Genomic DNA, 25,208 nt, shown 5'->3' with positions numbered 1-25,208 from the left:
GTTTACACAGCGTGTCTGATTCCAGTGATGTTTCGTGGATGTACCGTTAAGTGAAATTTTAATCTTCAATAATGTAAATGTTTTCATTCCAGATGTTGTTAATTTTTGATAAAAAGGAGAGATGTTAAAGATGACAGCTACTAAAGGCCTCGAAGGTATCGTTGCAGCAACTTCCTCAATCAGTTCCATCGTTGACGGCGTTCTTACATATCGCGGTTATGATATCGATGACCTCGCTGCGAACGCTTGCTTTGAAGAAGTTGCTTACTTGCTGTGGTTCGGCAAGCTCCCTAACAAGGCGGAGCTTGATCAATTGAATAAGAGCTTCAGTGAATATGCACCGATTCCCGATGAACTGATTGCTCAGATCAAACTCTATCCGCGAGATCTGAATACAATGGCGGCTTTGCGTTCTGCGGTGTCTGCACTTGGGCTGTATGATGCGCAGGCAGAAGACGACTCTCAGGAAGCGAATGAGAATAAGGCAGTGAAGCTGCAAGCGCAGCTGCCAACGATTGTTGCAGCCATTTCTCGTATTCGGGAAGGCAAGGAGCCGATTGCACCTAAACAAGGGGTATCCATCGCCGAGAACTTCCTGTATATGCTTACAGGGGAAGAGCCGAGTGAAACTGCAGTCAAAGCACTTGATCAAGCGCTGGTACTTCATGCAGATCATGAGCTGAACGCTTCCACTTTTGCTGCCCGTGTAACCGTAGCTACCCTTTCTGACATCTACTCCGGAGTTACTTCTGCGATTGGTGCGCTTAAGGGTCCTTTACATGGCGGTGCGAATGAAGCTGTTATGAAGATGCTGAATGAAATCGGTTCCAAAGAGAACCTGGAAGCCTACATTCAGCAGAAGCTGGATAATCGTGAGAAGATTATGGGCTTTGGACACCGCGTGTACAAGAACGGAGATCCTCGTGCAAAGCACCTGCAGAAGATGTCTCGTGAACTGGGTGAGCAGAATGAAAATACAGAGCTGTATGAGATGTCTGTTCGGATCGAAGAACTGATCACGGGTCAAAAAGGATTGAGACCGAATGTAGATTTCTATTCTGCATCGGTTTATACACAGCTTGGTATTCAAAGAGATCTGTTTACTCCGATCTTCGCCATTAGCCGTGTATCTGGATGGACAGCGCATATTCTCGAACAGCTGGCGGATAACCGTATTATTCGTCCACGCGCTGAATATACAGGGCCGACAACCCAAAAGTACATCTCGATCGAAAATCGATAATTTTGATAGGCTCTCTAGGGATTTTAATGAAGAAATATGTATAATAGAATCATAGCATCCTTGGGTAACAGGAGAGGCGCTCTTGATTACCCAAGGCACTGCCATGCTTGTCAGCATATCTAATACTACCCGCTAAATAATAAGGAGGATATTAACAATGCCGAACTTTGAAAAATTCGCACTACCTACTGAGGGCGAAAAAATTACAATTGATAATGGTTCACTTCAAGTACCTAACAACCCAATCATTCCTTTCATTGAGGGTGACGGGACAGGCCGTGACATCTGGAAGGCATCGAAGCGCGTTCTGGATGCAGCAGTAGAGAAGGCATATAACGGTGAGAAGCAGATCGCCTGGTACGAAGTGTTTGCTGGTGAAAAAGCATTCAATACATACGGAGAGTGGCTGCCGGCTGATACGCTGGAAGCGATCCGTGAATATATCGTAGCTATTAAAGGTCCACTTACAACTCCAATTGGCGGTGGAATTCGTTCCCTGAACGTAGCTCTTCGTCAAGAGCTGGATCTGTATGTGTGCTTGCGTCCTGTACGTTATTTCGACGGTGTGCCTTCTCCGGTTAAGCGCCCTGATTTGGTAGACATGGTTATCTTCCGTGAGAACACAGAAGACATCTATGCAGGAATCGAGTACAAAGAAGGATCTGAAGAAGTGAAGAAAGTCATTCAGTTCCTGCAGCAGGAGATGGGCGCGAACAAGATCCGTTTCCCTGAAACATCCGGTATCGGTATTAAGCCTGTATCCTCTGAAGGATCCAAGCGTCTAGTACGTGCGGCAGTTGAATATGCAATCAATCATGGACGCAAGAGTGTAACGCTGGTTCATAAAGGCAACATTATGAAGTTCACTGAGGGTGCCTTTAAGAACTGGGGTTATGAAGTAGCAGAAGCTGAATTCGGCGATAAAGTGTTCACTTGGGCACAATACGATGAAATCAAAGAAAAAGAAGGTACAGATGCAGCGAATGCCGCTCAAAAAGCTGCTGAAGATGCTGGCAAAATCATTGTTAAGGATGCAATCGCCGACATTGCTCTTCAGCAAGTATTGACTCGTCCTGCAGAATTTGATGTCATTGCAACACTGAACCTAAACGGTGACTATCTGTCCGATGCACTGGCTGCACAAGTTGGCGGAATCGGTATTGCTCCAGGCGCGAACATTAACTATGTAACAGGTCATGCCATCTTCGAAGCGACGCATGGTACAGCTCCGAAATATGCTGATAAAGACGTAGTTAATCCGGGATCTGTTATTTTGTCCGGCGTTATGCTTCTTGAGCATTTGGGCTGGCAGGAAGCAGCTGATCTGATCTACAAAGGGATGGAAACTTCCATCAATAATAAGACAGTAACCTATGACTTTGCTCGCCTAATGGAAGGCGCTACAGAAGTTAAATGCTCTGAGTTCGCTGACGAGATTATCAAAAACCTGTAGAGGAGAGCGGATACTGTGACCATTCAGCGTAAAAAGATTACCGTAGTCGGCGCCGGTTTTACCGGTGCGACAACGGCACTTATGTTGGCTCAAAAAGAGCTTGGCGACGTTGTGCTTATCGATATTCCCCAGCTTGAGAATCCAACTAAGGGTAAAGCGCTTGATATGCTGGAAGCAAGTCCTGTTCAAGGATTTGACAGTAAAATAACCGGTACATCCAACTACGAGGATGCCGAAGGTTCGGATATCGTGATTATCACAGCCGGAATTGCCCGTAAACCGGGAATGAGCCGTGATGATCTCGTGAACACGAACGCAGGCATTGTCAAATCCGTCTGTGAGAATATTAAAAAGTATTGTCCTGATTCCATCGTGATCATCTTAAGTAATCCGGTGGATGCAATGACCTATGCTGCTTTCCAGACACTGGGCTTTCCAAAGAATCGAGTTATTGGTCAATCCGGGGTTCTGGACACAGCTCGTTATTGTACGTTCATTGCTCAAGAGCTGAATGTATCTGTTGAAGATGTCCGTGGCTTTGTACTCGGTGGTCATGGTGATGATATGGTTCCACTTGTGCGTTACTCCAGCGTGGGTGGGATTCCCATTGATACGCTGATTCCTCAGGATCGTATTGAAGCCATCGTTAAGCGGACTCGTGTGGGCGGCGGTGAGATTGTGAACCTCTTAGGAAACGGGAGCGCATATTATGCACCAGCGGCTTCCCTTGTGCAGATGACGGAGGCAATCTTGAAGGACAAGAAACGAATTATTCCTGTCATTGCATACCTCGAGGGAGAGTACGGATACAATGATCTATTCCTTGGTGTACCCACTATTCTTGGTGGCAGTGGAATAGAGAAGATATTTGAGCTCGAACTTACTGGTGATGAGAAGGCAGCACTGGATCAATCAGCAGATTCCGTACGCAATGTAATCTCTGTGATCAATATCTGATTTCAGATGTTGAATATGAAAAATTCGTGAATTATGATAGGAAACCCTTTAATTATTTGAGGGTTTCCTTTTCTTTATCCACGCCGATCAAGTATAATTTGAAAGAGTATTACCTGTATATATTCCTTATGGGAATAGACTGATTACAGCATTATTTAAACGGGTAATATGAGGATATTGTTATTAATTCGAAGAAAGGAGAGATCAACGAATATGGGTGCTATCATGTATTTTGTACACATTCTGGGGGCTGTTTCGGTTGGCTTCTATCTGTTGCTTCCTTTTGTTGTTGCCGCAATTAGCAAATTGTCGGTACCTGCACAAGAGGGCAGTATTGCAGCTGTAAGAACATTTAACCGTATCGCTCAATACGGCCTGATCATTCAATTGCTGTCCGGCGGATATATTATGTCTCAAGGAGATTATGGCGTTTCCTGGATGATTCTTGTTGTGGTTATTTTCCTCGCGATGCTGGCGATTGCAGGTATTATGGGGAAATCTCTTCGTCTTGGCATTGCAGGTATTCAGGAGAAGAGAGACATCAGCAGTGAGAAAGGGAAGCTGCGCACATTTAGTATCATTCTGGCTGTGCTCCTATTGGTCATGCTGTGGATTATGGTTAATCCTTGGTAAGATGAAGATACATAATCATGTAATAACAGGGACAATGGTTATTTGCTTAGAAGCAGACGACCATTGTCTTTTTTGTGCTTACATTGTTTTTTTTTATAGATTTGAGAACTGAGATTTAATGAGTCCCATTTGTTTGATTCTGGGAAGAGAGGGTAAAACCATATTAAATAGGATGAAATATTATTGCTGAGCTGTATTCGAGTCGTTAGGAATAATGAGGAGAGGAACAGCCATCCTAAACCTGTTAATGAAATGAATAATTGACGTTCGAAAGGAGAAATCAACGATGGGACAGAATCAAGTGAATCAAACTTTGCCTCCACAGCATCAAAATCAGCAGCCGGGAATCGAATCAGAAATGTTTCCTAGGCCCGAATTCGAATCGGAACAATACAAGGCAGCAGGGAAGCTAACAGGAAAGACTGCACTTATCACAGGCGGTGACAGTGGTATTGGCCGCGCTGTGGCAGTAACTTTTGCCAAAGAAGGTGCCGATGTAGCCATCGTGTATTTGAATGAACACGGTGATGCAGAGGAAACGAAGCGCCAGATTGAGCAGGAAGGTAGAAAGTGTATTCTGATCGCCGGGGATGTAGGTGACCCTGCCTTCTGCCAGCAAGCAGTGCAGCAAACGGTAGAGAAATTGGGACAGCTGAATGTATTAGTCAATAATGCGGCTGAACAGCATCCTCTGCAAAATTTTGAGGATATTACGGACGAGCAGCTCGAGAAGACATTCCGTACCAATATCTTCAGTATGTTCTACTTGAGCAGAGCTGCATTACCTCACCTAAAAGGCGGCAGCTCTATCATCAATACGACTTCGGTTACGGCTTATCGCGGTAATCCGACTCTTATCGATTATTCCTCGACGAAGGGAGCGATCACTTCCTTCACACGTTCCTTGTCCATGCATTTGGCAGACAAAGGAATCCGAGTGAATGCAGTGGCACCAGGACCTATCTGGACCCCGCTGATCCCTGCTACCTTTGATGAACAAAAGGTAAGTGAGTTTGGAGCGACCCAGCCGATGAAGCGTCCAGGTCAGCCGGAAGAACTGGCTCCTGCTTATGTTTACCTAGCAACAAGCGACTCTTCTTATGTGACAGGTCAAGTTATCCATGTAAACGGCGGCGAAGTGGTTAACGGTTAATAGGTTGTTTAATACGTAAAGCTCTGTACAGTATATACGAACTGTGCAGAGCTTTTTTTGAATTCTTAAATTCAATTAGATTTTACATAAAGAACGAAAATGAGCCAGTAATCTATGATATGATCTATTAAAACTAAACATGAATTTACATAAGTTACGCAGAGAGGATCTGTTGCAGCATGAGGTTACTGCACTGCGCTTTACTTCCGGTTTTGAAAAATACATGTTTATCATCCTGCCGCTAACATTTATTATTAGGCGTTATGCTGTCAGACCAGCTGATAACCATTTGCCGGCTCCTTTTACTGCCATATGTTTCCCGGGAAATAAGCGTAACGATGAATAGCAATGGGTTTTGTATGCACATGATTAATTACTATTATACGAATCAATTAGTCTTACGGAAGGTAATATGCAATTGATTCATACAAAGGATGATTATTAGCATTTATGAAAAATTTTCGATTCCGACTCACATTGATCATTATGTTGCTGATTGGACTGTCTGTACTATCGTCTGGATTGGCTTTGGGTCAAGTGTTTAAAGACCTTCATATCCAATCTCAAGAAGAAAATATGGTAAGAGAGATCAATCTGCTTCATTCTACATTTGACTTTAAAGACACTTCACTAGGCAAGGACGAAGTTGTCGCCTATTATACCCAGCAGGCCGAGTTACTGGAGCGCTTAACCGATTCTCGGACGACGTTCATCTTGAGAGATGGGACAGTTATTGGAGATTCGGAGTATGCTGCTGACCAGATGGACAATCATCTTAATCGTGAAGAGATACAGACTGCGAATAATCATGATTCACCTTACGGCCGTTCCATCAGGACGAGTGACACACTGTCACAAAAAATGCTGTATGTTGCACTGCCGGTTACATCTCCCGACCATCACTTTGATGGATACATCCGACTTTCCCTAAGTTTGGACTCAGTTGATGAAGGACTTGCAAGAGGCTGGTACTTAATGGGGTTAACTCTCCTTGCCCTATTTATCCTTGCGGCTATTGTCTGCTACAGAGTAGCTAGAGGCTTGACCCAGCCAATTGAGCATATAACGAAAGTAGCAAATCAGATTTCTAATCTTGATTATGATGCCAGGGTCAAATTTACCCGGAATGATGAGATAGGACAGCTTGGGAGTGCCATTAATGGAATGGCTGACAGCCTGCAGGCGCAGCTGAAGTTGATTCGAGACAATGAGGATTTGGTGCAGAGTGTGATGACCAACATGGCAGGCGGTATTTTGATGATTGATGCGAATCAGAATATTGCGGTGTTAAACAGAGAGAGCCATCGCATGCTGGGGCTGCATCCCGATCGTGTAACCGGAAAGCCGTACCATGAATTAAAACGTCACTATGAACTGACGAAGATTGTGGAGACAAGCATTTTGCAGCGAAGTAAAGTGCATGACGAAGTGCGAATCTACAGCCCGGACGAAATTATCGTTCGCATTGACGGTGTACCGATGTATGAGAATGATGGAAGCTATCGGGGAATGCTCTTCCTGCTTCAGGATATTACAGCCATTCGCAGACTGGAGAACATGCGCAGCGAATTTGTAGCGAACGTATCTCATGAACTGAAGACGCCGGTTGCCGCTGTTAAGGGTTTTGCGGAGACGCTGCTGAGCGGGGGAGTTAGAGATGAAGAAACAACGCGATCCTTCCTGCAGATTATCTATGATGAAGGGGACAGACTTAATCGATTAATTAGTGACATATTGGATCTGTCCAAGATTGAATCAAAGCGAGCGACACTAGACTGCTCACCTGTACATCTTATGCCTTTTTTTGAAATGATAACAGGAACACTCGGTAATGTGGCAGAGAAGAAGCAGATTCGCTTGATTCTGGATGTGCCAGAAGAATTGTTCATCGAAGCAGATGAGGACAAATTGAAGCAAATCTTCTTGAATCTGGTCAGCAACGGAATCAATTATACCCTGGATGGCGGCAGGGTTAAGATTACAGCACAGATCAGCAAGGATGAGGAGAATGTCATTTTCCAGGTGAGTGATACAGGCATAGGTATTCCAAAAAGTGATCTGCCTCGCGTATTCGAACGTTTTTATCGGGTGGACAAAGGCAGGTCCCGGAATTCGGGAGGAACAGGGCTTGGTCTCTCCATTGTGAAGCATCTGGTGGAGCTGCATCATGGACAACTGGCCGTCGAGAGTGAGCTTGGAGCGGGAACCACATTCACGGTAACTCTGCCTATGCTGCAGGATTCTGTCGAAGAATCAGAGGAAGATTAAGCATCAGGACTTCTTTTTACACAACGATAACAAAAGAGTGCTATGATATGAGCAGATTTAACATAAAGAAAGCAGGGGATATACGATGCCACAACGATTGCTTGTTATAGAAGATGAACCTACACTTGCTAGATTGCTTTCCTACAATCTTACCCAAGAGGGCCATGACGTGACCGTGGAGGATCATGGTTCCTCTGGTTACAATAGAGCTTCTTCACAAGAATTTGATCTCATACTGCTTGATTTAATGCTGCCAGGGATGAACGGATTAGAGATACTCAGTAAATTAAGATCCTCGGGTGTGAAGACACCCGTTATTATTCTGACGGCCAAGAACGGTGAGAATGAAGTCGTTCAGGGCCTTAAGCTCGGAGCCGATGATTATATAACGAAGCCATTTGGTGTATCCGAGCTATTAGCTCGTGTAGATGCCGTGCTCAGAAGAGTTACTGGTGTTGAAGAGACACGCCCCGTCGAGAAGGAAGATGACTCTCGTATTGTTCTTGGTGAGCTCGAGATCTATCCGGAGAAATATGAAGTGCTGCTGAGCGGGCAATCCATTAATTTGCGTCCAAAAGAGTTTGAGGTGCTGTTATATCTGGCCAAAAAGCCCGGCGTAGTCCTTACTCGTGATGATTTGATGAATGCAGTATGGGGGTTTGATTATATTGGGGGGCAGCGTACGGTGGATGTCCATGTGAGTTCTCTTCGCAAGAAGCTGGAACTGGACCCTGAGACAGTGCATATTGATTCGATTCGCGGAGTAGGGTACAAGCTTGTTGCTGGGAAGAAAAAAGTGCATCAATAAAATAAATCACAACATTTAATTTTACATTCCCTTTACAAAATACAAGATCATCCTTCATCACATGTATATAAAATGAGCCTTTAGAACTAATTCTAAAGGGGTAGTTACGATGAAAAAAGATCTGGAAGCTGTGGCCTATTGCCGTCAAATGCCGATGGTACCGCAAGATATGACAGGTAAGTCATTGTTTGCGATGATGAAGCAGGATGAAACGCTCTCTTGTGTTGTCATTGGAGATCAGAATGATTCGATCGTAGGACTGATTATGCGGGATACCGTGTTTCAAAAGTATGCGAACCGATTTGCTGCTGAACTGTATGATCACAGATCCGTTGTATCCTTTATGGCAGAGCATCCATTAATATTAAGCACCGGGCTGTCTGCCGAAGAGATTGTAGATCGGGCAGTAGACCGGGAGGACGAATCTTTTTATCATTGTGTCATTATGCATGAAGAAGGGCGTTACGTGGGTGTGCTTACGGTTCGCGACTTAATGAATATGTCAAGAGATATACAAAAGATTGCAAAAAAGTCACGAACAGAGGTCATCGAGCACAGTCAATCCAAATTGCATGAGGTGGATACGGCCGTTCAAAAAGTAAGACAGGCTGTACTGAAAAATACAGAGGGTATTGCACAATTAACCCAGCTAACAGAGAAGGGCAGTGTTTCCCTTGGACACATTCAGGAATCCTATCGTTCGGTTCTGGAACAGACGAAGGCTCAGCGCTCACAAGCCGAAGAACAGATGGTTAAGGTCAGCGATATATCTAATCTTACTTCTTCCATTCGCGAGCTCGCAGAGAGCAGTCATTTGCTGGCGATTAACGCATCCATTGAGGCGGCTCATGCTAAGGAATATGGCAGATCTTTTCGCGTAATTGCAGATGAGGTGAGGAAGCTGTCGGGTCAGACAGGAACGCTAGCCGATCAAATCACTGAATTATTAAACCTCATCAGAGACAAAATACATCTGACCGCTCTTATTGCAAAAGAAAGCGCAGCTGAAATCGCCTCAAGCTCTGAAGATATTGCTCTTGGTAATGAAGCTTATAATTCTGTTCAATCTACGACGAGGGAAATGTCTCGTACGAGTGAGGAGATTCTGGCTTCAATATCCGATGCTGCTCATGTAACAGAGATGGTCCACAAAACGCTCACATCGCTTGCTGCTGAATGATTAGTTAGTAAGGTGATAGACGTAAGTGAGACTATATTTTACATAGCGTTAACAATTGTTTATACAGCCTTAACAATAATTTGATACAATGAAGCAGTTTCTGACGACTATATAGATTAATGATTATTTGTATTTCTTATTTTGTTAGGCAGTAAAGGAGATAGCATACGGATGAACACTACCATGATTGATATAAAGAATTTAAACTTGTACTACGAATCCTTTCATGCTTTAAAAAATGTAAATTTGGATATTCCAAAAAACACCGTTACGGCTTTCATTGGTCCATCGGGATGTGGTAAATCAACGCTTCTGCGTACGTTAAATCGTATGAACGATATGATTACAGGAACCCGTATTGAAGGAATCGTTGAGCTCGATGGCCAAAATATATATGGTGAGGATCTGCCTGTAGAGAACCTTCGTAAACAGGTAGGGATGGTATTTCAGCAGCCCAATCCATTTCCTAAATCGATTTATGACAACATCGCTTATGGCCCTCGACTTCATGGGACGACAGACAAGAAGGTCCTTGATGAGCTTGTAGAACAGAGCTTGAGACAAGCAGCCTTATGGGATGAAGTGAAGGATTATCTCAAGAGATCGGCCCTCTCTCTATCCGGTGGCCAGCAGCAGCGTCTCTGTATTGCGAGAGCACTTGCGGTTCAGCCGGAAGTGCTCTTGATGGATGAAGCGACTTCCGCGCTTGATCCTATCTCGACACTCAAGATTGAAGAGCTGGTGCAGGAGCTCCAAGAGAAATACACCATCGTGATGGTAACGCACAATATGCACCAGGCGGCACGCGTATCGGGCAAAACTGTATTTTTCCTCAATGGGGAAGTGATTGAAGCGCAAGATACGAATGAAATCTTCTCTAACCCGCAGGATTCTAGAACAGAAGATTACGTATCAGGGCGTTTTGGTTAAGTAATATTTGTACCAGCTTAGCTTGACTCATCCAAGGGAGGAACTGCAGTATGATTCGTAGAAAAAGTTTTGATCGTGAATTGAATGAACTCCGTGATTTGCTGCTTCAAATGGCAGAGCACGTAAATAAGGCATTAGTTGATTCTATAACAAGCTTGAAAACCTCGGATCAAGGGCTGGCACAAAAGGTAGTAAGTGAAGACGTTAAACTGAACGCCATGGAAGAACGCATCATGGATATCGGTACTAAATTGATTATTACTCAGCAGCCTGTAGCGAAGGACCTTCGCAGAATTATCGTTGCCTTTAAAATTTCAAGTGATCTTGAAAGAATGGGTGACCTGGCACTGGACGTTGCAAAAGTGACTTTACGTCTAGAAGGTCAGGAGCTAATTAAACCGCTGATTGATATCCCTCAAATGGCAGATATCGTGAAAGTGATGATCGACGAATCCATTCAATCTTATCTTGAAGAGAATTCAGATTTGGCTTATCAAATGGCTAAAAGAGATGATGGCGTAGATCAATTGTACAGTCGGATTATTACCGATCTGTACAGCTATATGGCTGATCATCCTCAAGATGCTTCCCAAGTGATGCTGCTGATGCTTGTAGGAAGATATATCGAGCGAATTGGTGATCATGCAACGAATATCGGCGAAAGCACCGTATATTTGGTTACCGGCAAGCGTCCAGACCTGAATCAATAAGGAACAGAGAAAACAGATTTATACCGAAAAAAAAGTTTTTTCAACTTTTTCGGATAAATCTGTTTTTTTATGCTCAAAATTGGGTAATAATACTTTGTCGCTTAAGCAACTCACCAAGCAAATGGATATAGCGGTTAAAACCTGAGCCCGTTATACAACGGCTCTTTTTGTTATTTGCGTGACAATGAATAAGGTGAGTAATTCTAAATAGGGGGAACGTATTTGTGATTGAATTCAAAGGTGTTAAGAAAGTGTACGATGATGGTTTCGAGGCATTAAAGGGAATAAACCTTGAGATTAAGCGAGGCGAAATAACGGTGTTTATCGGACCGTCCGGATGTGGGAAAACAACGACGATGCGAATGATTAACCGATTGAATGTACCTTCACACGGACAGATTCTAATCAATGGCGATGATATTTCCAAGATGGATGCGGTTGAGCTTAGGCGGAAGATTGGCTATGTCATTCAGAGTGTAGGTCTGTTCCCAAATATGACAATAGCGAAAAATGTAGGCGTTGTACCTCGTCTTCAGAAATGGGATAAGGAAAAAATCGATAACCGAGTAAATGAACTGATGAACCAGGTTAGGCTCAGTCCTGAGACCTTTGGAAATCGTTATCCTTCAGAGCTCAGCGGAGGTCAACAGCAGCGAATTGGGGTCATTCGTGCCCTTGCCGCAGACCCGGACATTATTCTCTTAGACGAACCGTTCAGCGCTCTGGACCCGATCAGTAGAGAAGAGCTCCAGGATGAACTCATCAGACTGCAAACAGAGGTCAAGAAGACGATTGTGTTCGTAACGCATGATATGGACGAGGCGATTAAGCTTGCGGATACCATCGTGCTTATGAAGGATGGTCAGATTGAACAGGTCGGGACACCGGACCAAATCTTGCGTCACCCGGCGAGTCCTTTTGTCGAGAGCTTCATTGGTAAGAATCGGATGATCTCAAATAGTGAAAGTGACTTCCCGAATGTTGAGGAGGTCATGATTGATAATCCTGCTACCGCTTTCCCAACCCGGGGAATTGCTGAATCGGTAACGATCCTTCAAAGACGCAAGGTTGATTCCCTCGTTATTGTCGACAAATCCAAGCGTCTCCTCGGTACAGTTACGATCTACCAGTTAATCAAGCATTATCGTGAGGAAGATAAGAAGATTGCGGATATTATGACTCCTGTAGAGCATGTGGTACAGCGTGGAACTTCGGTTACGACCGCGCTGGCGATTCTGAATGAGCATCATTTATCCAATCTCCCTGTGGTGGATGAACATGGGCAGTTCCTAGGTCTTATTACAAGGGGTAGTGTGGTTAGACTTCTGGCGGATGTGTATACTCCGGATACAGAGGAGGCAGATGCCAATGCAAATCTTTGATGCCATAGCGAATTTCTTTGTATTTGTAGGTGAACGTTACCCTGATATTCTCAGTGCTGCAGGACAGCATGCACTCATTGCGCTGATTGCAACACTGCTTGGGATCGTGGTCGCCATTCCGGTCGCAATTATGATCTCAAGAAGTGAGATCAAATGGGTCAACTCGATTGTGTTTAGCGTGGCAAATCTATTTCAGACCATACCGAGTCTGGCGCTGCTGGCGCTGATGATTCCGCTCTTCGGCATTGGGATGACACCCGCGGTCATTGCGTTGTTTCTATACTCCTTGCTGCCGTTACTGCGGAACACTTACGCAGGTTTACAGTCTGTAGATCCAGCACTCCGGGACGCATCTAAGGGAATGGGCTATAGCCGACTTCAAAGCTTGTTCCAAATCGAGCTTCCTTTAGCCGTTCCATACATCATGTCAGGAATCCGAATTACGACCGTTTATATTATCAGTTGGACCACCCTTGCAGGCCTTGTTGGAGCCGGTGGCCTTGGCCAATTAATTGTGTCAGGTCTAGGCGTGAATAAGACGGAGCTGATCGTAGCAGGTGCCATTTCGGCCATTCTTTTCGCATTGCTGGCTGACCTCGTGTTAAGCCTTGTCGAGAAAGCATTCACCCCGAAAAAGAATAGTGCCAGAGCAAATGCGTAATAACGCTTCATCAGCAGGTTGTTCACACTTCAAAGCCATGAAGAAAGAGGGAGATATGGAAATATGAAAGTATTAAATCAGAAATGGTCTAAAACGATACGCTCGCTGTTCACGCTGGTCTTGGTGATTACGCTATTTTCAGTAAGCGTTCCAAGCAAGGCTGCCGCAGCAGATGTAACGATCGGAACCCAGACATTTACGGAAACGAAGATACTTGCTGAGATGTATAAGGCCTTGATTGAAGATCGAACCGATCTAAGTGTAGATATTAAGACGGACCTGGCTGCCTCCAGTGTCGTTCTCCGTTCCATCGCCCAGGGCGAAGTGGACATGGGTACACTGTACTCAGGGGAAATATTTAACGGGTATTTTGAAATCGAAGACACCAAGGATCGGGCAGCAGTGCTGAGACAGGCACAGGATGGTTTTGATGAATTGTATAACTTGAAGTGGTATGATCCGCTTGGATTCGAAAATACGTATACCTTGGCTGTAAGACCAGAGGTAGCTGAACAATATGGTTTAAGTACAATGTCCGATCTCAAAGAGCACGCAGGGAATATGAGTATCGGTGTGGATACAACCTGGCTGGAACGTCCTGCTGACGGTTATCCGGCCTTTACGAAGGAATATGGTTATACCTTCGCATCGACTTCGCCGATGGAAATCTCGCTCGTATATCAAGCGGTAGCGGATAAGATTGTAGATGTCGTACTTGCTTACACCACAGACCCGGGTCTGAAGGAATTTAATCTCGTTACACTGGAGGACGACAAGCAATTCTTCCCGCCCTTTGATGCATCGACTGTCGTGAAAAAAGAGCTGCTGGCCGAATACCCAGAACTCGATGAAACACTATCCTTATTGATTGGCACGATTGATGCCGACACAATGACGGATCTCAATTATCAGGTGGATGTTAACAAAATGGAGCCGAAAAATGTGGCTCTAATGTATTTGGTGGACCAAGGGCTGCTTGATGAATCCAAGCTTCCTGCGTCCGTAATGAACCCGGATGCACCTCCACTGCAGAAGTTTGGATATTACTTAACAGAGAATGCATCCTACCTATGGAATATGACATGGGTACACATTGTAATGGTACTCTGCGGACTGGGGCTTGCCCTTGTAATTGGGATCCCGCTAGGAATTATAAGTGCGCGTTATCAGAGAACGGGACGTGTAATCATGTTCATCACGAATATTATTCAGGTGCTACCTAGCTTGGCACTGCTTGCACTTCTAATGGTGCTTGTTGGATTAGGCAATGCAACCGTGGTTGTCGGGTTGTTCCTGTACAGCTTAAACCCGGTTGTTCGTAATACCTACGTTGGCCTTTCCGAAGTCAATGCAGGCATTAAGGATGCGGGTAAAGGGATGGGGATGAGTCCGCTTCAGTTGCTGTGGAAGGTAGAAATGCCGCTATCCCTGCCATTCCTGATGGCTGGTTTACGTGTAGCAGCGGTCATTGCGATTGGTGTTGCAACGCTTGCACCGCTTATTGGTGGAGATGGACTTGGCCGTGAAATTTATGCAGGTCTGAACCAGCGTCACAATATCAAGATCCTGGCAGGGGCTATCCCCGCCGCATTGCTGGCCATTCTTGCGGATATCATTCTCGGAAGATTGTCGAATCGTTTTAAAGTTGCTAAGTCTTAGGATACACCTGAGATCGAATATAGGTCCGTCACACTACTCATGTGACGGGCTTTTTCGTGTAATAAACAAAATTGACGCTGTAAACCTAAGTTGATATAGTTGGTATATTATAAATTTTTGGAAGGAAATGTGTATGAACCAACCTTTATATCAACAAATTATTACATCTCTTCTAAATGAAATCGACACCGGCCGACTGCAGCCTGGCGATCAGGTTCCTTCAGAGAAAGAATTAACAGATCAATACCAGGTCAGTCGAATTACAGCCAAAAAAGCACTGGACCAGCTCGCTGAAGAAGGAGTTATTGTAAGAATTCGCGGTAAAGGATCGTATGTCAACGTCTCCAATGCTCTAGTTAACGAAGACGTTTCAGGCAGAGATGGGAAGGAGTCAACAAAATGTGACCGTTTGATTGGAGCGATTTTTCCGAGCTATACGGATGGTTATGGATTATTGCTGCAGTATGCGGTTGAGAAGACCATTGCTGAGCTCGGCGGTTCCCTCGTTATCAAGCGGAGCAATCACTCTGTAGAAGAGGAAGAAGCGGCGATTGATGCTCTATTAGATCTTCAGGTGGACGGCATTATTGTATTCCCTGCAGACAGCAGAGAGTACAATCAGCGGCTGCTCAAGATGATTCTGGATGAATTTCCTGTCGTAGTGGTGGATCGAAATTTGAAAGGGATACAGGCCTGTACAGTACATACGGACAACAAAACCGCAGCCTATAAGCTCGCTGCTCACTTACTGGAGACAGGACATAAGCATATCGCTTTTATATCGCCGGATCCTAATCGAACTTCAACGCTTGAAGATCGGCTGGCTGGTTTCCAGCAAGCCTTCTTGGCCAGCGGGACAAGGCTGTGTTCCGATTATTTGATAACAGACATTCCGAGCGGTTACTCGTGCAAATCGAGTGATACTCATTCAGGAGAGTATAGGCTGATGAAAAAGCTGCTTGAGGAGCATCCTCAAATTACGGCTTTTGTATGTGCTGAGTATGAGATTGCAATTATTCTCTACAAGCTGCTGGAATCCATGGGCTTACGTGTTCCAGAGGATTGCTCGATCGTCTGCTTCGATTGCCCGGATGATCCGTATGATCACTTGAACAGGCCAAGATTTACGCATATCCGGCAGTATGAAGAGAAGATGGGCAGGACGGCAGTCGAATTGCTGTTCGCACAAATTGAGAATAAGGAAGTTCCGAAGCTGACCTTGCTCGGATTTGAATTTAAGGAAGGGCGCTCTACATAAGAGCCGCTCTTTCTTTTTTTTGCTTGGCTCCATTTTGGAATAAAAATATATTTATTCTTAATATTGCAAAATGGAGCAAGGTCTGATATTGTACTGTTTACAGATGACTTAAGTTGATATATACATTACATACTAACTTACTGGTCTTATTTTTTTATGAATGGTAGTAAGCGCTTACAGTTATCTGAACCAAATATGGTAAAGGCGGTGTCAGAAGAATGGCTATAAAGAGGAGCTTGAGCTTGCTTGTTCTGTTATTCAGCACGGTATTGTCAGGATGTGCAGGTGGGGAAGCAGACGGGGGATCAGCAGATCAAGAAGGAAAGACAACAATTACTTTTTGGCATTCGATGACAGAGTTGACGGGGGACGCCATAGCAGAAGTGATCAAGGCGTTTGAAGCAGAGCATACGGACATCAAGGTGAATTCTGTCTATATCGCCCAGCAGGGTGAAGGGAAGAACGAGAAGCTGCTTGCTGCGGTCGCCGGTGGAAATGCTCCAGATGTAGCTTACTTTGACCGATTTGAAGTCGCTACTTGGGCGAACCAAGGCTCACTGACGGATTTAACCGAATTTGCGGCAAGGGATCAGATTACCGAGGATGGATTCTACCCTTTTGCCTGGGAAGAAGCAAGCTTTGATGGCAAGCTTTATGCGATGCCGACGTCGACCGATGCACGACTTGTGTTTTATAACAAGGAGCATTTTGAACAAGCGGGGCTAGATCCTGAAGTGACGCCGAAGACCATCGAGGAGCTGGAGGCGGTAGCTGAGAAGCTGACGATCAAAGAAGGCAACCGGTTTAAGCAGATTGGCTTTATCCCTTGGTACGGGCAGGGATGGTTCTATGGCTGGGGATGGGCATTTGGGGGCGAATTCCTTGATGAGGACGGGAATGTAACTGCAGACCATCCGAAGAATATTGAAGCCCTTACCTGGATGGTGGATTACGCTAAAAAATATAACATTGAAGATATCGCCTCTTTTACAAGCTCTCAAGGGACCTCAACGATGGACCCATTCTTTACCGGACAATTGAGCATGCAAGTATCAGGGCCATGGACCGTGTCTCAGGCCAAGAAGTTCAACCCTGATTTGAAATATGGTGTGTTTCCGATGCCAACCCCTACAGGTGAGAATCACACGACCTGGTCCGGAGGATGGGCGACCGTCATGCCGAAGGGTTCGAAAAATCAGGATGCAGCGTGGGAATTCATGAAATTTTTATCCGGTGAGAAGGGTCAAGAAATCTTCAGCAGAATCAGTGGAGATTTTTCAATCAAGGATAAAGTGAATGAACAGCTTGGGTATAAGGAGGATCCGATCTTCAAGGAATTTATTGATGTGCTTCCCGTCTCGCATGCCCGTCCGGTTATGACACAAGGCTCTCTGTATTGGAACGAGCTTGCATCCGCAGTCGATCTGGCAACACGCGGCAAAGGAACGCCAGAAGAACTGTTGAAGAAGGTTACCGATAATGTATCCAAAGCATTGAATGAATAATTTAGGTTCGTACGCTGCTGCACACCTATCATTCCTCACTTCACTCTAGTTGAACAGGAGGCGTAAATCTTGATTAAATCGGAACCGATCCGCACAGAGCATGTGAATATGAGACAAAAGGGCCGCAGGCTCCATAGAGACAATATATATGGCTGGCTGTTCGCTTCACCGTGGGTTATCGGACTTCTCGTGTTCTTTGGGGCACCACTGGTCTCATCTCTATATTTCAGCTTAACCACATACAGCATCCTGCAGCCTGGTGAATTTGTAGGCTTCCAAAATTATGCATCTCTCATGAAGGACTCTGTGTTCTGGACATCCATCAACAATACCATTTACTTTGTCGTGTTTTTTGTTCCGCTCAGTATATTCTTTGGTGTGGCCTTAGCCATGCTGCTCAATATGAAGATTAGAGGAATGGCAGTTTACCGCACGATCTTCTTCCTGCCAACACTGGTTCCGGCTGTCGCGATGGCTGTACTCTGGATGTGGCTGCTTAATCCTGGATTTGGTCTTGTCAACGGTATTCTGGACGGGATGGGGATACAAGGCCCGGCATGGCTCGGATCGGAGACCTGGTCCAAACCGTCGCTGATCCTGATGTCTCTGTGGGGGATCGGTCAATCCGTTGTGATCTATCTGGCAGGCCTGAATGATATTTCAAGTGACTATTATGAGGCTGCTGAGATTGATGGAGCCGGCTGGTTCAGCAAGGTGAAGAGTGTGACACTGCCACTCCTCACCCCCGTTATTTTCTATAATCTGGTCATGGGTGTAATCAATGCGTTTCAGCAGTTTACGCTGCCCTACACACTAACGAATGGTCAGGGAACGCCAGCTGATTCCATGAAATTTTATGTAATGTACCTGTATGATAATGGATTCAAGTTCTTCAAGATGGGATATGCATCAGCGATGGCCTGGATCTTGTTTATTATTGTGATGGTGCTTACAGCCATAATCTTTGGTTCATCCAAAAAATGGGTTCACTATCAAGGCGAATAGGGGGATGGATATGACAGCCAAAACAGTACGTAATGTAAAACGAATCAGCGCCCATCTCTTTCTGCTTATTGCAGCTGTATTCTTTCTGGCCCCGTTTATCTGGATGGTGTCTACTTCACTGAAGCCGCTGGAACAGGTGTTCACTTTCCCGCCGGAATGGATTCCGAAGCCCTTCATGTGGAGCAATTATGTGGATGCCATGACCTACATTCCCTTCTTTACCTATTTGAAAAACACATTGATTATTACCGGCTTCAGTACGCTGGGCGTAGTCTTAACTTCGCCGCTGGTTGCTTACAGCTTCGCCAAGCTGCAGTGGAGAGGCAGCAAGACTTTATTTCTCATCACCATAGCCGTGATGATGATTCCTGGTCAGGTTACGATGATTCCGCTGTTTCTCTTGTTCGATAAGCTGAACTGGATTGGTACGCTGCTTCCGTTAATTGTGCCTGCTTTTTTCGGAGTTCCATTCTATATCTTTTTGCTGCGGCAATTTTTTATGGGATTACCTAACGAGCTGAAGGATGCTGCGAGAATCGATGGGGCCGGGGATTTTCGGATTTACTGGCAGATTATGCTGCCTTTGGCCAAATCCGCTGTGCTGGCAGTCGGCTTGTTTCAGTTCATGGCGAGCTGGACGGATTTCATGGGACCGCTGCTGTATCTGACCAATCCGGAGTCATATACTTTATCGCTTGGATTGCAGCAGTTCCAAAGTCAGAAAGGGACGGAATGGGGACTTATGATGGCGGTATCGACCATTATGACAGCACCGATTATTATATTGTTTTTCTTCCTGCAGAAAACATTTATACAAGGGATTACCTTCAGTGGAATTAAGGGATAGGGGGAATATAGCGAATGGACAAAATTCGTTTTTTAATGATCGGAGTCGGGGGGATGGGAAGAGAGCATATACGCCGAATCCTACAGCTTCCCGAAGCAGAAATTGCGGCGCTCGCAGATCCCAGTACGGCTGCACTAGATGGTGCTAAGGCTGATTTTCCCGAATTAGAGAAGGCAGGTGTTTATACAGACTATAAAGATGCACTAGCAAAGGAGAAGCTGGATGCGGCCGTCATCGTATCTCCCCATCGAATGCATTATGAGCAGGGAATGGATTGCCTTACGGCAGGACTGCATGTACTCATGGAAAAGCCTTTTGTAGATGGCGCAGCAAATGCAGAGGCAATTATTTCGCATGCGGCAGCCAGCGGCAAGCATCTTGCCGTAGCATATCAACGTCATTTATTAGGTCCTTATATGTATATGAAGCAATGCGTATCGGACGGAAGGTTGGGCCGCATTCAATTTGTGAGTGCATATCAGGCTCAGAGCTGGCTGGTAGATCAGAGAGGCACCTGGCGGCAGAGCCTGGCTTTATCCTGCGGTGGTCAGCTGAACGATTCCGGCAGTCACTTGCTTGATGCTGTATTGTGGATTACCGGATTGCGGCCGCTGCAGGTCTCAGCGGTGATCGACACCAGGCAAACCGAAGTCGACATTGATTCAGCAGTCACCATTCAGTTTGAGGGAGGAGCCATTGGCTCGTTCCATGTTGTAGGCAGCGCAAGCATTAAGTGGCAGGAGGACTTATCCATACATGGAGATCAAGGTTCACTGCTTTTTCGGAATGGCAGGCTCTATGAAGCTTTAGACGGCGAACCGGAAGTTCGGGAGGTACCTCCAGAGCGATGGCCGGAATCTAGTAATCCTAATCATGATTTCGTTGAACTGCTGCTTGGAAGAAGAGAGATCGCTTCTGCACCCGCTGAGAGTGGGCTTTACATTGCAAAAGTGACGGAGGCTGCCATGATCAGCAGCGCTGGAAAAGGAATTCTGACACCTGTATCTATTGAATAAACGGTTTTTCACAAAAAAACAAGTAATCAGAGACGTTATTGCGTAGTCTGGTTGCTTGTTTTTTTTGGAACAGCCGTTCCCTTGTGTTATCATATAAACAGCAAAAACACAGTGTGAGGTGTCTAATGGAGAAGTTTATTTTAATAGATGGTAACAGCATTATTTATCGGGCGTTTTTTGCAATGCCGCCGCTGACGAATTCGAGCGGTCTACATACGAATGCAGTGTATGGATTCACGACGATGCTGTTAAGACTGCTGGAGGAGCATAAGCCGACTCATATGATGGTTGCTTTTGATGCAGGCAAGGTGACGTTCCGTCATGAAGGGTACGAGGAGTATAAAGGCGGTCGACAGAAGACGCCCCCTGAGCTGTCCGAACAATTCCCTGTGCTGAAGGACTTGCTGAAGGCTTTTGGCATTGCTCAGTTTGAACTCGAAGGATATGAAGCGGATGATATTATCGGTACCTTGACCAAACGTGCGGATGAAGCAGGACGCGAAGTGCTGGTCGTTACCGGAGATAAGGATATGCTGCAGCTTGCTTCTGAGCATGTCAATATTGCTCTGACTCGAAAAGGCGTTTCTGAGATCAAAGCCTATGGTCCGAAAGAGATTGAAGAGAAATATGGACTTACTCCGCTGCAAATTATTGATCTGAAAGGTCTGATGGGCGATGCTTCAGATAATATTCCTGGGATTCCGGGCGTTGGAGAGAAGACTGCGCTGAAGCTCCTGCATCAATTCGGTTCGGTTGAGGCTGTTCTTGAACATACCAGTGAGCTGAAAGGGAAAATGAAGGAGAAGATTGAAACCCATGCGGACGATGCTAGGCTCAGTAAGAAGCTGGCTACAATCTATCGAGAGGTTCCGCTGGATCAATCCTGGGATGACATGGCATTCGATGGACTGAAGGAAGAATCAGCAGCCCCTGCTCTGGGTAAGCTCGAATTTAAATCCTTGCTGGAACGCTTATCCTTTACTGCGAACCGGGTGAATGACGATTTAGAAGACGCTCCGGAGGCTGTTCAACTGGACGTGGTCATTGTAAATGAAGACAACGCCCAGGAGCTCGTCTCGGCGCTGGAAGAAGTGAAGGTTGTTCACGTAGAAGCACATGGGGACAACCCTCATCATGCAGATATTATTGGAATCGTGATCTACGCCCAGGAGCGTTATTACTTCCTTACACCTGAAATATTGAAATCGGATGCTTGTGTCCAAATCAAAGAATGGTTTGCTGATACGCATCAGCCGAAGCATGGTTATGATCTGCACCGGGTAGATCTTGCACTTCATGCAAGTGGTATTGAATTTGCCGGAGCTGCCTTTGATGCTCACTTAGCAGGATATCTGCTTGATCCGACCGACAGCGATCAGACCCTGACAGGACTTGCTGCCAAATATGCACTGCCGCGGCTTGCTTCCGATGACGAAGTGCTGGGTAAGGGAGCGAAGTATAAGGTGCCTGATATGGAGGTCCTGGCCGATCACTTGTCCCGCAAGACAGCCTCACTGCTGGGGATCATCCCGCTTCAACAGAAGGATCTGGAGGAGACAGGCATGCATGCGTTGTTCTACGATTTGGAAATGCCGCTGTCTAGAATACTGGCTGACATGGAGAAGCAGGGTATTAAGGCCAATATCAACGATCTGAAGGAGCTGGGATCAGAGTTCGAGAAGACGATCCGGGGCTTGGTGGAGAAGATCTACGAAATTGCAGGTACAGAATTTAATCTGAACTCGCCGAAGCAATTGGGCGAGGTACTATTCGATAAATTGGGACTGCCAGTAATCAAGAAGACGAAGACCGGTTACTCGACGGGGGCAGACGTGCTGGAGAAGCTGGCTCCCTATCATGATATTGTGCAGTATATATTGGAATACCGTACGATTGCCAAGCTGCAATCCACATATATTGAGGGACTTCTTAAAGAAATTTCTCCAGAGACCAGCAAAGTCCATACCTATTATCGTCAGACCATCGCGGCTACAGGAAGGCTGAGCAGTCAGTATCCGAATCTGCAGAACATTCCGATTCGTCTTGAAGAAGGACGGAAGATTCGTAAAGTATTTGCACCTTCGGAGGAGAACTGGTACATTCTTGCTGCCGATTACTCGCAGATTGAACTGAGGGTTCTGGCTCATATTTCGGACGATGAGCGGCTCAAGGAAGCTTTTGTGCATGACATGGATATTCATACGAAGACGGCCATGGATGTATTCGGGGTGGACAAGGATGCTGTAGACAGTAATATGAGACGTTCTGCCAAAGCCGTCAATTTTGGTATCGTGTACGGAATCAGTGATTACGGCCTGTCACAAAATCTAAATATTACACGCAAAGAAGCAGCACAATTTATTGAACAATATTTTGCCGTATTCCAGGGCGTTCGCAGGTTCATGGATGATATTGTAAAAGAAGCAAGAAAAGACGGCTACGTAACGACTCTGATGGGTCGGCGCCGGTATCTGCCTGAGATCAACGCAAGCAACTTTAACCTTCGCTCCTTTGCAGAACGGACTGCAATGAATACACCAATTCAGGGTACAGCTGCAGATATCATCAAGCTTGCCATGGTTCAGATGGATGCTGCTCTTGCCAAGCAGGGACTGCAGAGCCGGATGCTGCTTCAGGTGCATGACGAACTTGTATTTGAAGTCCCTGAAGAGGAACTGGAAACGATGAAGAAGCTCGTTCCGGAAGTGATGGAGCAAGCGCTCGAGCTGTCGGTTCCGCTCAAGGCAGAGGTTAGCTACGGAAGAAACTGGTACGAGGCGAAGTAATCTAATTTTAGGTTACAAGTCCGTACAAACTTCCGGTATAATGGTACGTGAGGTGAAGACATCATGCCGGAACTTCCGGAAGTAGAAACCGTCAGAAGAACATTAAATACACTCATTGTCGGAAAGTATATAGATCGCGTTACCGTACATCTGCCGCGTATTATTCAGCGGCCGGATGACATTGAAGCTTTTGCCATGGAGCTAGCAGGCCACACGATTCAAGGGGTAGAGCGCAGAGGTAAATTCCTGCGTATTATGCTTGACGGCCTCGTGCTTGTTTCTCATTTGCGAATGGAGGGCCGTTATGGGATGTATCAAGAGGGTGATCCGCTTGAGAAGCATACCCATGTTGTGTTCCACTTCTCAGATGGGACAGAGCTCCGTTACAAGGATGTAAGACAGTTTGGCACCATGCATCTGTTCAAGATCGGCGAGGATCTGGCGAATAAACCACTTATGAAGCTTGGTCTGGAGCCGCTTGATGAGGCTTTTACACTTGAGTCTTTTATCAAGGTCATCGGAGCAAGAACGACGAAGATCAAGATTGCGCTGCTTAACCAGGAGTATGTGGTCGGAATTGGAAATATCTATGTAGATGAGGCATTGTTCAGGGCAGGAATACATCCTGAGCAGCCAGCAAATACCCTTCGTGAAGAGCAGCTCGCTTTGTTGCATCAGTCCATTATTGATACACTTCTTGAAGCGGTGCAAGCCGGAGGCTCATCCATCAAGTCCTATGTTAACGGATAGGGTGAAATGGGGATGTTCCAGCATCAGCTTAAGATCTATGGAAGAAAAGACGAGCCTTGTACGGAGTGCGGTACGATCATTGTCAAGAGTGTCGTCGGAGGACGCGGTACTCATACCTGTCCTAAGTGTCAGGTTCTTGTTTAGCATGTCATAGAGAGCAAATGCATGAATAGGCACCCTTTAGACCAGGTTCCCATATACTGCTAGGGCAACGCAGTTAAGGCAAACATTCGCTACCTTTAAATTAGAAAGAAGGGTAGATGTAACTTGAGCCGGACGGGAGGAATGGAGGGTGCCTCATTTATTAACTTTGCTAATGCTCGCCTTTGCATTAAGCCTGGATGGATTTGGTATAGGTATTACATATGGTCTTCGAAAAATGAAAATACCTTGGCTGTCCATCGTCATTATATCGGTATGCTCGGGTCTTGTGATTGGACTGTCGATGCAGCTCGGTGTGCTGCTGTCGCACCTCGTATCTCCTGATGTTGCTTCATATATAGGGGCTATTATTCTTATTGGCATGGGTGCGTGGTCGCTTATTCAATCACTGAGGGCATCAGCGCAGCCAGGGCAGGAGGAGACTGTAAACGGCGCGCCTGTTACAGAGGAGCAAGAATGGGATGAAGACGAGCAGCATATAATGAAGGAATCGAAGAAGACGGTGTTTTTACTGGAAATCCAGAAGTGGGGCATCGTCATTCAAATCTTAAAGAAACCTTCAGCTGCAGATATGGACGACTCTGGCAGTATTTCGGGATATGAAGCGATGTGGTTAGGTATTGCCCTGTCACTAGATGCATTTGGAGCAGGGCTTGGAGCAGCCTTGCTTGGACTGCCGCCCCTGCTGACATCTGTGATGATCGCACTTTTCAGTGGTACATTTCTTGTGTTAGGGTTAAGAGCAGGCTTTCGGTTTGCAAGTGCAAGCTGGATTCGTTCATTCACTGCTCTCCCGGCCGTGATGTTGATTATTATGGGTCTATTGAAGCTGATTTGAGGTG

The 25,208-nt window shown here is 45.6% G+C and carries 20 protein-coding genes and 1 pseudogene; all 21 read left to right on the top strand.

Annotated elements, in window-relative coordinates; all coding sequences use genetic code 11:
• Positions 1 to 130 precede the first annotated feature (130 nt).
• The 21 genes and pseudogenes from citZ to ytaF all read left to right on the top strand — a co-directional run bounded on the left by citZ (position 131) and on the right by ytaF (position 25,204).
• On the top strand, positions 131 to 1,243 hold the full coding sequence (citZ, locus tag BK126_RS04160) for a citrate synthase (RefSeq protein WP_076311416.1): 1,113 nt from the start codon (positions 131 to 133) through the stop codon (positions 1,241 to 1,243).
• 157 nt (positions 1,244 to 1,400) lie between these two features.
• Positions 1,401 to 2,696 carry an NADP-dependent isocitrate dehydrogenase gene (icd, locus tag BK126_RS04155; protein ID WP_076311415.1) on the top strand — a complete coding sequence of 432 codons (1,296 nt, stop codon included), beginning with the start codon at positions 1,401 to 1,403 and terminating at the stop codon, positions 2,694 to 2,696.
• Positions 2,697 to 2,711: 15 nt separating this feature from the next.
• A complete protein-coding gene (gene mdh, locus BK126_RS04150) occupies positions 2,712 to 3,653 on the top strand; it encodes a malate dehydrogenase (RefSeq protein WP_076311414.1) in 942 nt (313 codons plus the stop codon).
• Positions 3,654 to 3,866: 213 nt separating this feature from the next.
• The gene (locus BK126_RS04145) at positions 3,867 to 4,286 is read left to right on the top strand and encodes a hypothetical protein (protein ID WP_076311413.1); all 420 of its coding nucleotides are present in this window, start codon (positions 3,867 to 3,869) and stop codon (positions 4,284 to 4,286) included.
• Positions 4,287 to 4,572: 286 nt separating this feature from the next.
• Positions 4,573 to 5,439, top strand: coding sequence for an SDR family oxidoreductase (locus tag BK126_RS04140; RefSeq protein WP_076311412.1), 867 nt, complete (start codon positions 4,573 to 4,575; stop codon positions 5,437 to 5,439).
• Positions 5,440 to 5,889: 450 nt separating this feature from the next.
• Positions 5,890 to 7,707 carry a two-component system histidine kinase PnpS gene (gene pnpS, locus BK126_RS04135; protein ID WP_076311411.1) on the top strand — a complete coding sequence of 606 codons (1,818 nt, stop codon included), beginning with the start codon at positions 5,890 to 5,892 and terminating at the stop codon, positions 7,705 to 7,707.
• Positions 7,708 to 7,792: 85 nt separating this feature from the next.
• A complete protein-coding gene (locus tag BK126_RS04130; RefSeq protein WP_076311410.1) occupies positions 7,793 to 8,515 on the top strand; it encodes a response regulator transcription factor in 723 nt (240 codons plus the stop codon).
• Between the two features lie 109 nt (positions 8,516 to 8,624).
• Positions 8,625 to 9,695, top strand: coding sequence for a methyl-accepting chemotaxis protein (locus BK126_RS04125; RefSeq protein WP_076311409.1), 1,071 nt, complete (start codon positions 8,625 to 8,627; stop codon positions 9,693 to 9,695).
• Between the two features lie 171 nt (positions 9,696 to 9,866).
• The gene (gene pstB / locus BK126_RS04120) at positions 9,867 to 10,625 is read left to right on the top strand and encodes a phosphate ABC transporter ATP-binding protein PstB (protein WP_076311408.1); all 759 of its coding nucleotides are present in this window, start codon (positions 9,867 to 9,869) and stop codon (positions 10,623 to 10,625) included.
• Positions 10,626 to 10,675: 50 nt separating this feature from the next.
• Positions 10,676 to 11,335 (top strand): phosphate signaling complex protein PhoU, encoded by a 660-nt coding sequence (phoU, locus tag BK126_RS04115; protein WP_076311407.1) that lies wholly within the window; start codon positions 10,676 to 10,678, stop codon positions 11,333 to 11,335.
• 224 nt (positions 11,336 to 11,559) lie between these two features.
• Complete coding sequence (locus BK126_RS04110) at positions 11,560 to 12,717, top strand: betaine/proline/choline family ABC transporter ATP-binding protein (protein WP_076311406.1); 1,158 nt, start codon at positions 11,560 to 11,562, stop codon at positions 12,715 to 12,717.
• Positions 12,704 to 13,378, top strand: a complete 675-nt coding sequence (locus tag BK126_RS04105) for an ABC transporter permease (RefSeq protein WP_076311405.1) — start codon at positions 12,704 to 12,706, stop codon at positions 13,376 to 13,378. The genes BK126_RS04110 and BK126_RS04105 overlap by 14 nt, the downstream gene beginning before the upstream one ends.
• 63 nt (positions 13,379 to 13,441) lie before the next feature.
• Positions 13,442 to 15,037 (top strand): glycine betaine ABC transporter substrate-binding protein, encoded by a 1,596-nt coding sequence (locus BK126_RS30320; RefSeq protein ID WP_076311404.1) that lies wholly within the window; start codon positions 13,442 to 13,444, stop codon positions 15,035 to 15,037.
• Between the two features lie 133 nt (positions 15,038 to 15,170).
• On the top strand, positions 15,171 to 16,295 hold the full coding sequence (locus tag BK126_RS04095; RefSeq protein ID WP_076311403.1) for a GntR family transcriptional regulator: 1,125 nt from the start codon (positions 15,171 to 15,173) through the stop codon (positions 16,293 to 16,295).
• A 218-nt stretch (positions 16,296 to 16,513) separates the two neighbouring features.
• Positions 16,514 to 17,800 carry an ABC transporter substrate-binding protein gene (locus BK126_RS04090; protein ID WP_076311402.1) on the top strand — a complete coding sequence of 429 codons (1,287 nt, stop codon included), beginning with the start codon at positions 16,514 to 16,516 and terminating at the stop codon, positions 17,798 to 17,800.
• A 69-nt stretch (positions 17,801 to 17,869) separates the two neighbouring features.
• Positions 17,870 to 18,805: a carbohydrate ABC transporter permease gene (locus tag BK126_RS04085; protein ID WP_256209566.1), complete on the top strand. Its 936-nt coding sequence runs from the start codon at positions 17,870 to 17,872 to the stop codon at positions 18,803 to 18,805.
• Between the two features lie 10 nt (positions 18,806 to 18,815).
• Positions 18,816 to 19,652, top strand: a complete 837-nt coding sequence (locus BK126_RS04080) for a carbohydrate ABC transporter permease (protein ID WP_076311401.1) — start codon at positions 18,816 to 18,818, stop codon at positions 19,650 to 19,652.
• A gap of 14 nt (positions 19,653 to 19,666) precedes the next feature.
• The gene (locus BK126_RS04075; RefSeq protein ID WP_076311400.1) at positions 19,667 to 20,668 is read left to right on the top strand and encodes a Gfo/Idh/MocA family protein; all 1,002 of its coding nucleotides are present in this window, start codon (positions 19,667 to 19,669) and stop codon (positions 20,666 to 20,668) included.
• 125 nt (positions 20,669 to 20,793) lie between these two features.
• Positions 20,794 to 23,454, top strand: a complete 2,661-nt coding sequence (polA, locus tag BK126_RS04070; RefSeq protein WP_076311399.1) for a DNA polymerase I — start codon at positions 20,794 to 20,796, stop codon at positions 23,452 to 23,454.
• Positions 23,455 to 23,517: 63 nt separating this feature from the next.
• Positions 23,518 to 24,348 (top strand): annotated as a pseudogene (mutM, locus tag BK126_RS04065) (DNA-formamidopyrimidine glycosylase).
• Positions 24,349 to 24,520: 172 nt separating this feature from the next.
• Positions 24,521 to 25,204, top strand: coding sequence for a sporulation membrane protein YtaF (gene ytaF / locus BK126_RS04060; protein WP_076312534.1), 684 nt, complete (start codon positions 24,521 to 24,523; stop codon positions 25,202 to 25,204).
• Positions 25,205 to 25,208: the final 4 nt, after the last annotated feature.

Source organism: Paenibacillus sp. FSL H7-0326 (assembly GCF_001955535.1).
Lineage (GTDB): Bacteria > Bacillota > Bacilli > Paenibacillales > Paenibacillaceae > Paenibacillus > Paenibacillus shunpengii.
This window is presented reverse-complemented; position numbering and strand designations above follow the sequence as displayed.

Coding starts and splice junctions, on each gene's coding strand:
- citZ (WP_076311416.1), top strand. CDS start 131: ATGACAGCTACTAAAGGCCTCGAAGGTATCGTTGCAGCAACTTCCTCA.
- icd (WP_076311415.1), top strand. CDS start 1,401: ATGCCGAACTTTGAAAAATTCGCACTACCTACTGAGGGCGAAAAAATT.
- BK126_RS04145 (WP_076311413.1), top strand. CDS start 3,867: ATGGGTGCTATCATGTATTTTGTACACATTCTGGGGGCTGTTTCGGTT.
- BK126_RS04140 (WP_076311412.1), top strand. CDS start 4,573: ATGGGACAGAATCAAGTGAATCAAACTTTGCCTCCACAGCATCAAAAT.
- pnpS (WP_076311411.1), top strand. CDS start 5,890: ATGAAAAATTTTCGATTCCGACTCACATTGATCATTATGTTGCTGATT.
- BK126_RS04130 (WP_076311410.1), top strand. CDS start 7,793: ATGCCACAACGATTGCTTGTTATAGAAGATGAACCTACACTTGCTAGA.
- BK126_RS04125 (WP_076311409.1), top strand. CDS start 8,625: ATGAAAAAAGATCTGGAAGCTGTGGCCTATTGCCGTCAAATGCCGATG.
- pstB (WP_076311408.1), top strand. CDS start 9,867: ATGAACACTACCATGATTGATATAAAGAATTTAAACTTGTACTACGAA.
- phoU (WP_076311407.1), top strand. CDS start 10,676: ATGATTCGTAGAAAAAGTTTTGATCGTGAATTGAATGAACTCCGTGAT.
- BK126_RS04105 (WP_076311405.1), top strand. CDS start 12,704: ATGCAAATCTTTGATGCCATAGCGAATTTCTTTGTATTTGTAGGTGAA.
- BK126_RS30320 (WP_076311404.1), top strand. CDS start 13,442: ATGAAAGTATTAAATCAGAAATGGTCTAAAACGATACGCTCGCTGTTC.
- BK126_RS04095 (WP_076311403.1), top strand. CDS start 15,171: ATGAACCAACCTTTATATCAACAAATTATTACATCTCTTCTAAATGAA.
- BK126_RS04090 (WP_076311402.1), top strand. CDS start 16,514: ATGGCTATAAAGAGGAGCTTGAGCTTGCTTGTTCTGTTATTCAGCACG.
- BK126_RS04080 (WP_076311401.1), top strand. CDS start 18,816: ATGACAGCCAAAACAGTACGTAATGTAAAACGAATCAGCGCCCATCTC.
- BK126_RS04075 (WP_076311400.1), top strand. CDS start 19,667: ATGGACAAAATTCGTTTTTTAATGATCGGAGTCGGGGGGATGGGAAGA.
- polA (WP_076311399.1), top strand. CDS start 20,794: ATGGAGAAGTTTATTTTAATAGATGGTAACAGCATTATTTATCGGGCG.
- ytaF (WP_076312534.1), top strand. CDS start 24,521: ATGCTCGCCTTTGCATTAAGCCTGGATGGATTTGGTATAGGTATTACA.